Below are 16,062 nucleotides of genomic sequence, written 5' to 3'. Positions count from 1 at the left end.
CTAACAATACAAGGCTTGAACAGCGATTAACGCGCTGCATCACGCAAATAAAATAGGGGTACCTTATACCCCTGATTTCACTTACAGGTCAAACTTGACTTCATCAATTAGCTTGATAGCCGCCGAGTTGTAGTCTGCAATTTTTTCCAGAGCGAGCTGATCGATATTGAATTCGCCCCATGACGCCACTAAAGTCGAACGTTGAACCCCCTCTTTCACTGGGTATTCATAATTGACTTGTGCATACATTTGTTGAGCTGTTGCATCACTTAAAAATTCCATAAGTTTAATCGCATTATCACGATTTGGCGCGAATTTCGCCATTGCCATGCCACTCACATTCACATGAGTACCTTGTGCATTTTGACCAGGAAAATTGATATACACAGCTTCTGCCCAAGATTTTTGTTGCGCATCATTGAGCATTGCACCTAAATAATAACTGTTGCCTAACGACAGATCACACAGTCCCTCTTTAATTGCACGAATTTGGTCACGATCATTACCTTGTGGTTTACGAGCCAAGTTTGCCTTAACGCCTTCTAGCCAAGTTTTGGCTTGTGCTTCACCATGGTGCGCAATGATAGAGGCGACAAGGGCAATATTGTATGGGTGCTTACCACTACGAGTACAAATTTTTCCTTTAAACTCGGGCTTGGCGAGATCCATATAATCAAAATCGTTACCTAATTTACCAACACGCTCACGAGATGAGTAGACACTGCGCGTACGTTGCGTCAAGGCAAACCACTCATCACCACTATCACGGTATTGAGCCGGAATATTCTGTTCAATCACTCGGCTATCAAGTGGCTGAGTCAGACCTTTTTCGGTTAACTCAAACAGACGGCTAAACTCAGCCGTTAAGATCACATCGGCAGGACTATATTCACCTTCTTGAGCAAGTTTCTCGGCAATGCCTTCTTTGGCAAATTTAACATTAACTTTGATGCCCGTTTGTTTGGTGAACTCCTGAAACATAGGTTCAACCAAGAATGGTTGGCGATAAGAGTAAACATTCACATGTTGAGCAGCAAAGGCACCAGAAGCCAATGAGCTAAGAGTGAGGACAGATAAGCTGAGCAGTTTTTTCATTGAAAGTTTCCCTTAGACTTATTATTGATAATGATTATCAATAATATAATAGTATGGAAATTTCCAATTGAAAAACAAAACCTACCACTCTGGTAGGTTTTGTTTTATTAGTGATAATAATCAATGAATTATTTGTTATTTACAAACTCTGGGTAGGCAACAACGCCACAATCGTGCATATCCATCCCTTCCATCTCTTCTTCTTCTGAGACACGGATCCCCATTGTTGCTTTGATAATGGACCACACCACTAGACTGGCACTAAATACCCAAGCAAAAATCACCACCGCACCAAGTAACTGGGCGCCCAATGTCACCTCTGCATTACTGATTGGCACCGCAAGTAAACCAAATAAGCCACATACACCATGTACCGAAATCGCGCCCACCGGATCATCAATTTTCAGCTTATCAAGCGCGATGATACTAAATACCACCAATACACCAGCGACGGCACCAATCGCTACGGCATACAGTGGCGAGGGCGACAAAGGATCGGCGGTGATCGCGACCAATCCAGCCAGCGTACCATTGAGGATCATTGTTAAATCTGCTTTACCCCAAGTGGTTTTACATACTAGTAGTGCTGCAATCGCCCCTGCGGCTGCCGCGGCATTAGTATTGAGGAACACCTTGCCCACCGCCGTCGCATTTTCAAAATCGGAGAGCATCAATTGTGAGCCACCGTTGAAGCCAAACCAACCCAGCCACAAAATAAATGTACCTAAGGTTGCCAATGGCATGTTCGAGCCAGGGATCGGGTGAATTTCACCATTTTTACCGTATTTACCTTTACGAGCTCCGAGCAACAACACTCCCGCCAATGCTGCCGAAGCACCAGCTAAATGTACGATACCAGAACCAGCAAAATCGCTAAAACCGGCCTCGGCAAGGAAACCGCCACCCCAAGTCCAGTAACCTTCAATAGGATAAATGAACGCGGTCAAAATCACCGAGAAGATCAAGAATGCCCACAGCTTCATCCGTTCCGCGACGGCACCAGAAACCACCGACATCGATGTGGCAACAAACACGACTTGAAAGAAGAAATCCGCCTCTAGTGAGTGATCTGCCCCCTCAGCTTGTGAGCCAATCAGTGTTCCGAGAGAGGGTAACCAACCACCTTCAGTATTATCAAGATACATAATGTTGTAGCCGACCACTAAATAAGTGGTACACGCAATCGCATACAGCACAAAGTTTTTGGTCAGAATTTCAGTGGTATTCTTCGAGCGCACTAACCCCGCTTCGAGCATGGCAAATCCCGCCGCCATCCACATTACTAACGCTCCTGAAATCAGGAAGAAAAACGTGTCGAGCGCATAACGCAGCTCAGTCACTGTGGTTGATAATTCCATAATTCAATCTCTCATCCTTGAGGTTAAAGGGCTTCTGAATCCATTTCACCGGTACGAATACGCACCGCATGGCTCAGGTCATAGACAAAGATTTTGCCATCACCGATTTTTCCGGTGTGCGCCGCTTTGATAATGGCTTCAAGTACCCGATCGACATTGTCGCTTTGGGTTGCGATCTCAATTTTTACCTTAGGTAAAAAATCGACCTGATACTCCGCACCACGATACAGCTCGGTGTGCCCTTTCTGCCGCCCAAAGCCTTTGACTTCAGACACTGTCATCCCTTCGATACCCACGTCCGCCAATGCTTCACGAACATCATCCAACTTGAATGGTTTAATAATAGCGCTAATCAGTTTCATCTCTTCCTCTCCGAAACAGTCGTCGATTTGCTATTGATTATCCAAGCCGCGTGCCAACTTTTAACGCCATGATTTTAAACAATAAAAACCACAAGCATTCTAAAAAAACAAAAGGCTGCACTCATTTGGTGCAGCCTTTTCCCTACAATAATGCACACGATTTAACCTCAGCCGCCAATTTTGATGGCTAAGGTTTTGATGATTGAAAATTTAATGATTGGCACTTTAATGATTGGCGTTGCAATCAGCGCGACTGAATAAAGCTCTGCCACTGGGTCAGCAACGCAAGAAAGTCTTCTCGCCCACAAGTAGCGATACTTTCACTGTCATACAAAAAGAAATCACTCTCTAATTCATGCTCGGTGTCATAAGCCAGGGCATTATCTTGCACCGTGATCTCATCACCTTGCACCATAAGAGAAATTTCACGCCCAGTCCAAAGCCACTCTTGGCTTGGTGAATCGGCCGCTTGCTCAATCAAAGCAAAAATTTGTTTAAGTTTGCCTTGATCTTGACCAATCTCTTCTTGCAACCAACGGCCAACAATTTGATGATCCATACTACAGCGGACCGCATACTCGCCTAACAAGGTGTTCTTAATAAATTCAAATTCCATGCGGCTCTCCCGCTCGATACATCATGGCTTAAGTATATCGCAAAGCGCTGAGTGAGGGGAAAAGTCCGGTTTGACCAAGTTTCATCATACCTTGAAAACGTACAGCAAAATAAAGCCGCGACTAGCGCGGCTTTGATAGCAGAACTTACGTTTACGCTTAAGCGGGTTGTTGCAAAATAACCGCGTTGGCTTTACTGGTGTATTGCCCCATCAGATGGAAATTAAGGTAGCGGTAGGTATCTGCCGCCGTTGCATCAATCTGTTTGGCATACTGCATATACTCAGCCAGGGTTGGGATCCGTCCTAAAATCGCCCCCACTGCGGCCAATTCTGCCGAAGCAAGATAGACGTTAGCGCCACTGCCCAACCGGTTAGGGAAGTTACGCGTTGAGGTTGAAATCACCGTAGCGTTGTCCGCCACTCGGGCTTGGTTACCCATACACAGCGAACATCCCGGCGTTTCAATGCGCACTCCGGCTCGGCCAAAAATACCGTAATAGCCCTCTTCGATCAGCTGATCTCGATCCATCTTGGTAGGCGGAGCGACCCACAGTCGGGTGTGTAATTGACCATTGAACTGCTCCAGTAATTTGCCTGCCGCACGGAAGTGGCCAATATTGGTCATACAAGAACCGATGAACACTTCATTGATGGCGGTGCCAGCACAATCTGACAGCAACCGCGCATCATCCGGATCATTCGGGGCACACAAGATTGGCTGTTTAATCTCGGCTAGATCAATCTCAATCACATGAGCGTATTGCGCATCCTGATCTGCTTCCATCAGTACCGGATTGGCTAACCAAGCCTGCATCGCTTCAATCCGGCGTTCAATAGTACGCACATCGCCATAGCCTTCCGCGATCATCCACTTCAGCATCACAATGTTGGATTGCAGATATTCGGTAATCGAAGCCGGTGATAGTTTTACCGTACAACCGGCCGCAGAACGTTCCGCCGAAGCATCTGATAGTTCAAACGCCTGTTCAACGGTCAGATGTTCTACCCCTTCGATCTCAAGAATCCGCCCAGAAAACTCATTGATCTTACCGGATTTCTCGACGGTCAACAGACCTTGTTGAATGCCGTAATAAGGGATTGCGTGCACCAAATCACGCAAGGTGATCCCCGGCTGCATTTGACCTTTAAAACGCACTAAAATCGACTCAGGCATATCTAATGGCATGACTCCCGTTGCTGCAGCAAATGCCACCAAGCCGGAGCCGGCAGGAAAAGAGATCCCCAGCGGGAAACGGGTATGCGAATCGCCACCAGTGCCGACCGTGTCTGGCAGTAGCATTCGGTTCAGCCAAGAATGGATCACGCCATCACCGGGACGCAACGAGACTCCGCCACGGTTCATAATAAAATCCGGTAGTGTATGGTGGGTTTGCACATCCACCGGTTTCGGGTAGGCCGAAGTGTGGCAGAAAGACTGCATCACCAGATCAGCCGAAAAACCAAGACAAGCCAAATCTTTCAGTTCATCACGCGTCATAGGGCCAGTGGTATCTTGTGAGCCAACGGTGGTCATTTTAGGCTCACAATAAGTGCCCGGACGAATACCGGCGACGCCGCAAGCTTTACCGACCATTTTTTGAGCCAGCGTATAGCCTTTACCGCTATCGGCAACCGCAACAGGGCGACGAAACTCGCTTGAAGGCTCTAAACCTAAGGCATGGCGCGCTTTATCGGTTAAACCACGGCCAACAATCAGCGGAATGCGGCCACCAGCACGTACTTCATCAATAAGCACCTCGGTTTTTAGCTTAAAGGTGGCTAATACTGCTCCGGTTTGGTGATCACAGACTTTGCCCGCCAATGGGTAGAGATCAATCACATCGCCCATCTTAAGCTTAGACACATCGACTTCAATCGGTAAGGCTCCGGCATCTTCCATGGTATTAAAGAAAATTGGCGCGATTTTACCCCCCAGCACATACCCACCAGTGCGCTTATTGGGCACGTTAGGTAGATCATCGCCCATAAACCACAGCACCGAGTTGGTGGCCGATTTGCGCGATGAGCCGGTACCAACCACATCTCCGACATACACCAGTTGATGACCTTTCGCTTTAAGCGCCTCGATTTGCTGAATCGGGCCCACTTTGCCCGGCACATCAGGTTCGATCCCTTCACGCGCATTTTTGAGCATGGCGAGAGCATGTACCGGAATATCTGGACGTGACCAAGCATCCGGTGCAGGTGAGAGATCGTCGGTGTTGGTTTCGCCACTGACTTTAAACACCGTTAGCGTGACTTTTTCAGCTAACGCGGGCTTGGATAAGAACCACTCGGCATCCGCCCATGATTGCAGCACCTGCTGAGCAAACGGGTTACCCGCTTTGGCTTTTTGTTGTACATCGTAGAAGTTGTCAAACATCAACAGCGTATGTGACAGCGCTTTGGCCGCGATCGGCGCAAGAGCGGCGTCATCCAGCAATGCAATCAATGGTTCGATATTGTAACCACCTTGCATCGTACCGAGTAATTCAGCCGCTTTGGCACGGCTGATTAAAGGAGAGCTCACCTTACCTTGGGTGACAGCGGTTAAGAATCCGGCTTTGACATACGCCGCCTCATCCACGCCCGGTGGAATTCGATTTTCAAGTAAATCAAGCACAAAAGCTTCTTCACCTTGCGGCGGATTTTTGAGTAACTCAACAAGTCCAGCAACTTGTTCTGCATCTAGAGCTCTTGGAACGACCCCTTCAGCAGCACGCTCTGCGACGTGTTTACGGTAGGCTTCAAGCACGACATTTTCCTCTCATTGCGGTTCGCGTCGTTGATCACAATACCCGCGAACATCCTTGGAAATTTGACGCTCCCTCACGCTTGCTATCACTCCGTTTGACAGAGCAACCGTGCGCAAGAGCGCCAAACAGTGGGGTCAGAATAGCAAGTTTAACTTGCAATTAAAATCTCACCATTTTGACCCACATAGCAACTTACTCATCAAAGTCACCGGCTAATCAACGCAACTTATCATCCACATCTGAACTTGCTCGCAAGCCGCGTCCAATCATCCACCACGCAAGATATGCTTATTTAAACGTGGTTCCGATAATAAAATACACTGAATCATAATGTTGTTCAGTGCGCCCATAGCCAAACATGATTGGCCCAATCGGTGAATTGACCCCAGCAAACAGTGAACTGGCACGATACAAGGGCGCCTCTTTCAAACGCAGATCTGGGTCTGACCATACCCCCCCATACTCTAGCGAAGCGCCTAAATAGACTGGTGAGGTAAACATCCCGAAATCATTATCAAACCAGCGGTAACGGTAAATGAGATTACCGTAAACTTTGTTCTGACCAATCAGGCTATTACGTGGAATACCGGATAAATTAAGAAAACCCCCAATGCTTTTCGGGTCGATTGGCGTTGATGAATGCTCACTTTTCACCACCCCCATATCCAAATTAGCCACCAAAGTGTGGCGAGCCACAGTATGTGCAGCCACCAAGCGGGCGGATAACTCAGACACAGTATCTGATGGTGTCATCGTGTCAGACAATGGATTACTCCCATCAAAACTGTCTTTGGAAACTAAGTATCCCAAATTAAAATAGAGCCCTTGCTGAGGCAGAATAAAATCATCCAAGGTGTCGTGGCGGTAATCAAAAAATAGCCCACGCCGTTGGAAGGCAAAGTCACCGAAAACCGGTAAAGAAGAGGCTTCACCATCACCTTGGCTATAGCGCAGCCCTACTTTCAACTCGCGCCATAATTCAACCTGATACCCCAACGCCATTTCGGCCACCCATTCTGAGTAGGTCACTGGCAAATAATTTTTGGTTGCGCTCAACGAAGTATCATTAAATCCGGTTAATGGGGCGTTGCGAGTCTCGTTACTGTAGGCCAAAGCTGCGGTGGTAAAAATTTTCTGTTCCGATAAAAAAGGCGAATACAGCTGCGCTTCCACTAGCTTGTCGGTGCCCATTTCTAAATTGAGGGTCAATTCCGCGCCGTGGGGATTGATGTCGGTAAAATTGGTCGAAACCCCCAGAGCGTATTGGCTATTGGTTGTGAAATCATCCTCAAGAAAAAATCGAAAATTGACATAGTTCGGCCCCCAGGATTTTTCTCGTACATCAATCGCTAATTGTTGGGTGGTACCTTGCTGCTGATATTGATAGCGCACCAATTCAAAGCGATCTAACGCATAGAGATCTTCAATACGGGTTTCTATTTGCTCTTGGCTGAATGTTTGATCGGGGGCTAAATTGAGTCGATTGAGAAGCAGTCGATCGCTGTAGTGGCTGTCATTGTGCAGCACAATGTGATCGATGTGGATCTGATCGCCATAGCGTAAAGTTTTGCGCCGTTGCTGTTTGGCCTCAAGATACGCTTGATACTGTGCGCTATTGAGCGCGATACGCTGTAAGAACTCACGCTGCTGTTGCGCCACGTGATAGCCCATGGCAAAGGCATCCGGCATTTTAGCAAACTCGGTGGTCTCCATTTTGCCCACCGATGGACGCAATAACAGATCTTGCGGATGCAGATGATCACTCTGTTTTTCAGTGCTACGCCGGACTAGATAGTTGGACAGTTGATCCGCTACCGTAAACAGGTTGGTGAAATCGGCTTGGCTTTTATAATCGGTACTGATGTCAACCGCGATGATAATATCCGCACCCATCGCACGAGCAACATCAACCGGCATATTATTGGTCACGCCACCATCGACGAGCCACAAACCATCAATCTCATAAGGCGGCAGTGCGCCAGGCACTGACATACTGGCCATCATCGCATCGACCAGAAAGCCTTTATCCAACACCACTTCTTGCAGATTAATGATATCGGTCGCCACCGCACGATAAGGGATCACCAATTGATCGAATGACTCAAACGCCGGCAGATTACCCGTGGTTTCGCGTAGCATGCGCAGCATATTTTGCCCTTGCACAACCCCTTTGGGGGCACGCACCTCCCCCCAGTGCAAACCGAGGTCGGTAGTAATTTGATAGCGGTCTTCATACTCTTTATCACGCAGACTGCGCTGACTACGATCAACCCGATCGCGATAACCGCGGTTCCAATCCACGCTATAAATCAAGGCTTCAATCTCTTGTGCACTCATGCCTGTAGCATACAGACCACCGACATAAGCCCCCATGCTGGTACCAGTGATGATATCGATCGGCACCTGCAACTCTTCCAGCGCTTTGATCACCCCCATGTGCGCCGCCCCTTTTGCACCACCGCCAGCCAATACTAAGGCGATTTTAGGACGCGACACGAGCTTAGCTTCTATAGGTTGTTCGAGTATTGGTTGTCCGAGTATCGGTTGTGCGAGCAGCGCAGGCGTCAGCCCAATCCCCACCACCATGCTGAATAATGCCGCCCATCTCATCACGCTGAATTACCCTCGAAATTCTTAAGAATCAAATCACTATAAACGCCAAACGCTCACCAAACAACGGCAAGACATGCATCAATTAAGCGCAGTGAGCCAAGCAAGAAACTACCATTGAAACAGATTTTTGATCCATTCCGTCGGGCGATTATCGCACTGCTGCTTGAACTTTTGTTGCGGATCCCAAATCGGCAGTTTAAACGCGTTATCACAATCAAGGGTTAGGCCACCTTGCGCCTGCTGAGCAAACCCAAAAGTGCTGATCCCTTGCGGCCAGGGTAGCTGTAATGGTTGCGGGATACGGTATTGCAAATACTGCGCATACACTCGTAACGCGCCGCTGGATCCGGTTAATTTGGTGGATTGGTTATCATCACGCCCCAACCAAATGGTAGTCACTTCGCGGCCATCCACGCCGACAAACCAACTATCACGGTTATCATTGGTGGTACCGGTTTTACCAGCCAAACCCGCGTGCGCAAATTGAGCGTGTAAAGCGCGCCCGGTTCCTTGTTGTACCCCTTGCTTAAGCGCATAAGTGGTGAGCCATGCCGCTTGCTGATCCACGGCTGGGGAGACTTTCGGCAAAGATTGATACAGCACATTGCCTTGTACATCGAGTACCGAACGCAGCGCAGAGAGTGGCGCTTTTTGCCCCGAGTTGGTCAAGGTTTGGTACATTTGTGCCACTTGATATGGGGTCAGCGAAAATGATCCGAGTAGCATCGAAGGGACTGGGCGGATCTCATCCCGTTTAACCCCCAATTTTTCCAACGTGGTCGCCACTTGCTCAATGCCAAGCTGCATCCCCAACTGCACCGTCGGCACATTGAGCGATTGAGCTAACGCGAGATAAAGCGGCACGGCACCGCGATATTGACGATCATAGTTACGCGGCGTCCACGCAGTACCTTGGCTACCTTTTAAAGTGATCGGTTTATCTTCTAGGGTCGTGGCTAAATGGTACTGATCCGGATGCGCTAAGGCAGTGAGGTATACCGCTGGTTTAACCAGCGAGCCGATTTGACGGCTGGCATTCAGTACCCGGTTAAAACCATCATAACCGGTACGCTTACCACCCACCATGGCGCGGATCTCGCCACTGTTGCGATCAACCGCAATCGCAGCCGCTTCCAAATCTTGGCCAGCAGTTTTTGCCAACTGCGGGATCTGCTGTTGGATCGCCTGCTCTAACTTACTTTGCGACACTGGATCGAGCGAAGTAAACACCCGCAAGCCTGAGTCGGCTTTAAACTTATCACCTAACTTCTGCTTTAACTCGATCGACACTTGTTGGAAATAAGCCGGCTGACGGCTGGCAATTTGCGCATTTTTCTGCACATCAAGTGGACGAGTGACCGCTTGCTGATATTGTGCGGCGGTCAAAATATCGTTCTGCATCATCAACTTGAGCACTAAATCACGCCGTTCGCGCGCGCGCTGAGCAAAGCGCAGTGGATTGTAATATGACGGGCCTTTAACCATCCCCACCAACAGCGCCAGTTGATCAATCCGCAGCTCTTGCAGTGGCTGACCAAAGTAGAGTCGTGATGCTAAACCAAAACCGTGGATGGCATCGCCACCACTTTGCCCTAGATAAACTTCATTCAAATAGGCTTCCAGAATGCGATCTTTGCTATAACGGTGATCGATGATCAGCGCGATATACGCTTCACGCAACTTACGCCACAAGGTGCGATCACTCGACAGGAAAATATTTTTCGCCAATTGCTGAGTCAGCGTACTGCCGCCTTGTACCGTACGCCCAGCTTTGAGGTTAACCAGCATTGCCCGAGCAATCGCCAATGGCGACACACCATCATGCTGATAAAAATCACGATCTTCGGTCACCAGCAAAGCATCGACTAGCACTTCAGGAAATTGCTCACGAGCTAAGAAAAGTCGCTGTTCCGGCGAGTTTTTTTCCAGCATGCCCATCAGTTTAGGCTCTAAACGTAAATAGCCGAGTTGCCGTTTTTGCTCTAAAGCCTCAATGCTGCGCAAGCCATCATCGGCAAACGTCAACATGACGCGGCGATCGGGCTCTGGGCCATCGGCAAATTCGAAAGGGCGACGGATCAGCTCAATCCGCGTGGCTGATGATGAGTATTCACCGGCCAAGCGCGGCTGGGCCACTTTACGGTAATTGAGCACATCCAGTTCATTGCGCAGCTCTGGCAAGCTGAGCCCACTGCCGGGCTCTAAGGTCAAAATCCGTGCATAAACGACCGTCGGTAAATCAAACAATTGCCCATCAAAGCGCTGTTTGATCATCGAATCTAAATAAATTCCGATAAACAGCAATAGCGCTGCGCACGCTAAGGCGACTTTCCAAGAGATGGCCCACAGTTTAGTCAGCCAAAGGCGCAGTCTTGAGGAAGAGCTCTTTTTGCCACGGCGCGCAGTGCGGCCACGCGGCGAGTTACTACTTTTTTTGGTCATCGGTATCTGATCATGGGTTGAAATGTCGTTTGGTTTGGGTGGTGGCGACGTGGTTTGCCGGATCATCTGGCCACACATGTTTCGGGTAGCGACCCTTCATCTCTTTTTGTACTTGCCGATAAGCTCCAGCCCAAAAACTGGCCAGATCGCGCGTCACTTGCAAAGGGCGCTGGGCTGGGGACAGCAATTCCATCACCACCGCTTTAGTCCCTTTCGCAACTCGCGGTGAGCTGTGCTCACCAAACACGTGCTGCATGCGTACCGACAACATAGGATCCATGCCGAGCTGGTAACGGATTTTCTGCTGCTGACCGGTCGGCAACTGATAATGGGTTGGCAACCATTGATCCAATTGCTGAGTAAGCGACCAACCAAGATAATGCTTAAGGGCTTCTAATACCGCGACATGTTGTAAAGCTTGCACCGAAGTCACACCCACGAGATAAGGCGCTAACCAATCATCCAGTTGTGCCAGCAGCGCTTTATCGTGCAATTGTGGCCAATCCTCTTCCGGTAACCACGCCGCCGCACAACGAGCACGTGCCAACCACTCACTCGCCGCTTCGTTCCACGCTAACACATTGAGCCCTTTACGCCGAACATAGTTCAGTAAAGCTTCGGTCATTTGTTGTTGATCTGGCGCAGGGAGATGTTCACGGCGCACGATGAGTTGATCAATCCGCCACTGCCGTTGCGCGCTCAATCGCCCCGCTTTCTCATCCCAGTCAACTTGTTCAACACAACCGATTAATTGTGGCAACCACTGCTCAAGCGCGTTGATCGACAAGCTAAGCGCACTGAAAATTTGACTGGCTTGACCTTGGCTACGCAGCAAATCCAACGCAACCAAATAGTCGGCAGCTGCTAAATTTTCATCCACCGCCAGCCAAGCACCATGACCATTGGCCAGTAAAAACTGCCCCGGCTGCTGAGCGCGCTGTTGGGCGATCCGATCCGGAAACGCCAAACACGCCACTAAACCAAGCCACGCTTCTTCGACCATCGCCAGCGAAAACACCGTATCCAACTTAGCAGCCAAGCTTTGCGCACGCTGGTACAATAGCTTACGCTGCGGATGGTGACCTTGCTGCCAACGATGCAAGCTGTGCTGCACATCCACCACTTGCCGCTCTGGCTCTTCCAACAACACCGCTAATGCTAAGCTACTTTGTAAAGCCACCTCACCTAACCGTTGCGCATTCAGTAACATCGCCGCAATTCTAGGCTCAACCCCTAGTTGATGTGCGTCTTTTCCGGCCTGAGTCAATTGAGCGCGCTCATCCAATAATCCGAGCCGTTGCAGCAGTTGCTGCGCTTGCGCTAAAGCACGCTCAGGCGGCAGATCCAACCACGCTAAATCGGTCGCGGGGGCGCCCCATTGTGCCAGCTCTAACACTAACGGCGCTAAATCGGTATGGAGAATTTCTGGCTCCGCGAGCCAAGGCTGCTGCTTAAGCTGCGCTTCACTGTATAAACGCACGCAAATCCCAGGCTCTAAACGCCCAGCCCGTCCGGCGCGCTGCTCAGCCGATGATTGAGCAATGCGCACTTGCTCTAGCCGAGTGATGCCGGTTTTGAGATCAAAACGCGCACTGCGTTCAAGCCCACTGTCGATCACAATACGGATCCCCTCAATGGTCAGCGAGGTTTCAGCAATATTGGTCGCCAGTACCACTTTGCGCCGCCCGGCAGCCGCAGGCGCAATCGCACGCTGCTGAGCGGCAAATGCCATCTGTCCATACAATGGACAAATCTCAATGTGAGCGGATAAATCGCTCAGTTGCTCGCTGAGTTGGTGAATGCTCGCCGCTCCGGGCAAAAAGGCCAACAGTGAACCGGTTTCATGCTGCAATAAATGCCGAATATGCCGCTGCATTGCAGCAACCAAGCGTTCATCAGTACGCAGAGGCTGGTAGCGGATCTCGATCGGAAAACCGCGCCCTTGCGATTCTACATACCGCGCTTGAGGCAATAAATTTTGCAGCGCGGCTTGATCTAAGGTGGCCGACATCACCACAATTTTTAAATCTTCACGCAAAGCGGCTTGCACTTCGAGCGCGAGCGCCAAGGCCGTATCAGCGTGAATACTGCGCTCATGAAACTCATCAAAAATCAGTACCTCGATGCCATCTAGCTCCGGATCGTTTTGCAGCATCCGCGTCATAATGCCTTCGGTCACAATCTCTAGCTGAGTTGAGCGGCTTACTCGGGTTTCGCCGCGGACTCGATAGCCGACTCGCTGCCCAACTTCTTCCCCTAACTGCTGCGCCAAATAGCGCGCAATATTGCGCGCCGCCAAGCGTCTTGGCTCAAGCATGATTATCTTGCCGTTGCATAAGCCAGCTTGCAGCAATTGCAACGGAAAGTAGGTCGATTTACCCGCGCCCGGCGCGGCCTTTAGGATAAGTTGCGCGGATTGACTAAGGCTGTCTAGCAGCTTAGGCATCAGCGCGACAATCGGCAGTTGTGACAAGGTGGGTTCCTGTATGCTTTAATGACCGCGCCATTGTACATAAAAAAACATCTAAGCCGAGACATGCACTTTTCACCACCGTTACAAAAAGCGACCTTGATCAGACGCTACCAACGCTTTTTAGCCGATATCGCGCTCGCTGACGGCTCGCAGATCACCATTCACTGTGCCAATACTGGGGCGATGACCGGATGTGCTGAGCCTGGCAGCAGTGTGTGGTTTTCCACCTCCGACAATCCTAAACGCAAATACCCACAAAGCTGGGAATTAACCGAAACCCAAACGGGCGATTGGATTTGCGTCAATACTGCGCGGGCAAACCACTTAGTGGTAGAGGCGATTTTGGCTGGAGAGATTGCCCAGTTGCAAGGTTATGAGCAGCTGCGCACCGAAGTAAAATATGGCGATGAAAATAGTCGGATCGATATTTTGCTCAGTGCAGATTCCCGCCCAGACTGCTTTATCGAAGTCAAAAGCGTCACCTTATTGGATAGCGAACAAGGCGGACCAGGACAAGGTTACTTTCCAGATAGCGTCACGACCCGAGGTCAAAAACATCTGCGCGAGCTGGCGCAAATGGCCAAACAAGGTCAGCGTGCGATCCTTTTCTTTTCTGTTTTACATTCAGGGATTGAAAAAGTCGCTCCCGCCCTCCATATAGACCCCAACTATTCACAGTTATTAAAAGCGGCACAAGAAGCCGGAGTGGAAGTGCTATGTTACCAAGCATCACTTTCAGAGCATCAAATTCGAATCGCGTCGCAACTTAAATTTGCCCATCAAATAGTAAAAAATTGATGGTCTGTTCACATTGACGATAACTTTAGCTTCGATTGTTTGCCTCCCCCACTTCTTTTTGCTATAGATACCCGCCTTAAAATGAACTGCTCGCGCAGTTGACTAGGGTTAGTAGGAGATCTGTATGACAGAGTCTAAAAAGAAAACGCTGGGCATCCTAGCCATTGCAGGTGTTGAGCCATATCAAATGCAGCCGGGTGAAGAGTATATGTCACCGGCGCAAATCACGCATTTTACAAAAATTTTAGAAGCGTGGCGTAACCAACTGAGAGAAGAAGTGGACCGCACGGTACACCATATGCAAGACGAAGCGGCCAACTTTCCAGACCCTGTTGACCGAGCTTCTCAAGAAGAAGAGTTCAGCTTAGAGTTGCGTAACCGTGATCGCGAACGCCGTTTGATCAAAAAAATCGAAAAAACACTCGATAAAATTAAAGAAGAGGATTTCGGTTACTGCGAATCATGCGGCGTTGAAATTGGTACGCGCCGTTTAGAAGCGCGCCCAACGGCGGATCTGTGTATTGATTGCAAAACACTGGCTGAAATCAAAGAAAAGCAAATGCTTGGCTAACATCCAGCCGCAAGAAAAGAAAAAGGGAGCCGCAGCTCCCTTTTGTTGTTTATTGGCATAATTGCCAAACGACAGGTTAATCGCCCCATGAACTATATTGGTCGCTTCGCCCCCTCGCCTTCTGGCCCATTACACTTTGGATCGTTAATCGCCGCGCTAGGGAGCTATTTCCAAGCCAAGGCCGCACAAGGTCAATGGCTGGTAAGGATTGAAGATCTTGATCCACCCAGGGAAATGCCCGGCGCTGCCGCGCATATTCTGCGCACTTTGGAGGCGTATGGTCTGCATTGGGATCAAACGGTGGTGTACCAAAGCCAGCGCCACGCGCTATACCAGCAGCAGATCGATCAATGGCTCGCCAGTGGTCAAGCCTATTACTGTCAGTGCACCCGCCAAGCGGTTAAGGCAATGGGCGGATTTTATAACGGCCACTGCCAACGCCATCCACCGCGGCAACATCACGACTGCGCCATTCGATTACACATGGATAATCCGGTGCTGCAGTTCATTGATTTGAAACATGGCACCATCACTATACCTTCAGCGTTAGCGCAAGAAGACTTCATCATCAAACGTCGTGATGGCCTGTTTGCTTACAACCTTGCGGTAGTGATTGATGATATTGAGCAAGGGGTGACTCAGGTGGTACGCGGTGCCGATTTGATTGAGCCAACCGGACGACAAATCAGCTTGTATCACACGTTAGAACAAAAACCGGTCAGCTACTTGCATTTACCTTTGGCAATCGATGGTAACGGCAATAAACTGTCCAAACAGAATCACGCACCGGCGATTGATCCTTTGCAACCAAAGCCAACTCTGGTGCAGGCCATGCAGTTTTTAGGCTTTGAACTACCAGCCGATTTTTGCGATGCCAATCTGGAGCAAATGCTCACCTGGGGCTGCCACCATTGGCAGCTAAGTCAGCTACCCGCAGCGATCGAGATCACACCAAGATTCTCAAATGGTCCGGCTTAA

The 16,062-nt window shown here is 49.5% G+C and carries 11 protein-coding genes; 3 read left to right on the top strand and 8 right to left on the bottom strand.

What is annotated here, in order from left to right; genetic code table 11:
• Window positions 1-81 precede the first annotated feature (81 nt).
• The 8 genes from OOK74_RS02445 to hrpB all read right to left on the bottom strand — a co-directional run bounded on the left by OOK74_RS02445 (window position 82) and on the right by hrpB (window position 13,715).
• Window positions 82-1,095, bottom strand: coding sequence for a Fe(3+) ABC transporter substrate-binding protein (locus tag OOK74_RS02445; RefSeq protein ID WP_274722420.1), 1,014 nt, complete (start codon window positions 1,093-1,095; stop codon window positions 82-84).
• A 128-nt stretch (window positions 1,096-1,223) separates the two neighbouring features.
• Window positions 1,224-2,453: an ammonium transporter gene (locus OOK74_RS02440; RefSeq protein WP_274722419.1), complete on the bottom strand. Its 1,230-nt coding sequence runs from the start codon at window positions 2,451-2,453 to the stop codon at window positions 1,224-1,226.
• A gap of 23 nt (window positions 2,454-2,476) precedes the next feature.
• Window positions 2,477-2,815 (bottom strand): P-II family nitrogen regulator, encoded by a 339-nt coding sequence (gene glnK / locus OOK74_RS02435; RefSeq protein WP_166013602.1) that lies wholly within the window; start codon window positions 2,813-2,815, stop codon window positions 2,477-2,479.
• Window positions 2,816-3,059: 244 nt separating this feature from the next.
• The gene (locus OOK74_RS02430; RefSeq protein ID WP_274722418.1) at window positions 3,060-3,431 is read right to left on the bottom strand and encodes a YacL family protein; all 372 of its coding nucleotides are present in this window, start codon (window positions 3,429-3,431) and stop codon (window positions 3,060-3,062) included.
• Between the two features lie 157 nt (window positions 3,432-3,588).
• Window positions 3,589-6,186 carry a bifunctional aconitate hydratase 2/2-methylisocitrate dehydratase gene (gene acnB / locus OOK74_RS02425; protein WP_277206339.1) on the bottom strand — a complete coding sequence of 866 codons (2,598 nt, stop codon included), beginning with the start codon at window positions 6,184-6,186 and terminating at the stop codon, window positions 3,589-3,591.
• A 289-nt stretch (window positions 6,187-6,475) separates the two neighbouring features.
• The gene (locus OOK74_RS02420) at window positions 6,476-8,797 is read right to left on the bottom strand and encodes a patatin-like phospholipase family protein (RefSeq protein ID WP_278183249.1); all 2,322 of its coding nucleotides are present in this window, start codon (window positions 8,795-8,797) and stop codon (window positions 6,476-6,478) included.
• Window positions 8,798-8,908: 111 nt separating this feature from the next.
• On the bottom strand, window positions 8,909-11,242 hold the full coding sequence (mrcB, locus tag OOK74_RS02415) for a penicillin-binding protein 1B (protein WP_278183056.1): 2,334 nt from the start codon (window positions 11,240-11,242) through the stop codon (window positions 8,909-8,911).
• A gap of 10 nt (window positions 11,243-11,252) precedes the next feature.
• Entirely contained in the window at window positions 11,253-13,715 is a 2,463-nt protein-coding gene (hrpB, locus tag OOK74_RS02410; protein WP_278183055.1) for an ATP-dependent helicase HrpB, read from the bottom strand.
• A gap of 63 nt (window positions 13,716-13,778) precedes the next feature.
• On the opposite strand from hrpB, the gene sfsA reads away from it, so the two are divergent.
• The 3 genes from sfsA to gluQRS all read left to right on the top strand — a co-directional run bounded on the left by sfsA (window position 13,779) and on the right by gluQRS (window position 16,062).
• Entirely contained in the window at window positions 13,779-14,513 is a 735-nt protein-coding gene (gene sfsA, locus OOK74_RS02405) for a DNA/RNA nuclease SfsA (protein WP_278183054.1), read from the top strand.
• A 124-nt stretch (window positions 14,514-14,637) separates the two neighbouring features.
• Entirely contained in the window at window positions 14,638-15,084 is a 447-nt protein-coding gene (dksA, locus tag OOK74_RS02400) for an RNA polymerase-binding protein DksA (protein WP_166013607.1), read from the top strand.
• A gap of 87 nt (window positions 15,085-15,171) precedes the next feature.
• Window positions 15,172-16,062: a tRNA glutamyl-Q(34) synthetase GluQRS gene (gene gluQRS / locus OOK74_RS02395; protein WP_278183053.1), complete on the top strand. Its 891-nt coding sequence runs from the start codon at window positions 15,172-15,174 to the stop codon at window positions 16,060-16,062.

Source organism: Vibrio misgurnus (assembly GCF_029635775.1).
GTDB classification, from domain to species: Bacteria; Pseudomonadota; Gammaproteobacteria; order Enterobacterales; family Vibrionaceae; genus Vibrio; species Vibrio chanodichtyis.
The sequence above is the reverse complement of the archived record's forward strand: the minus strand, read 5'-3'. Positions and strand labels throughout refer to the sequence as shown.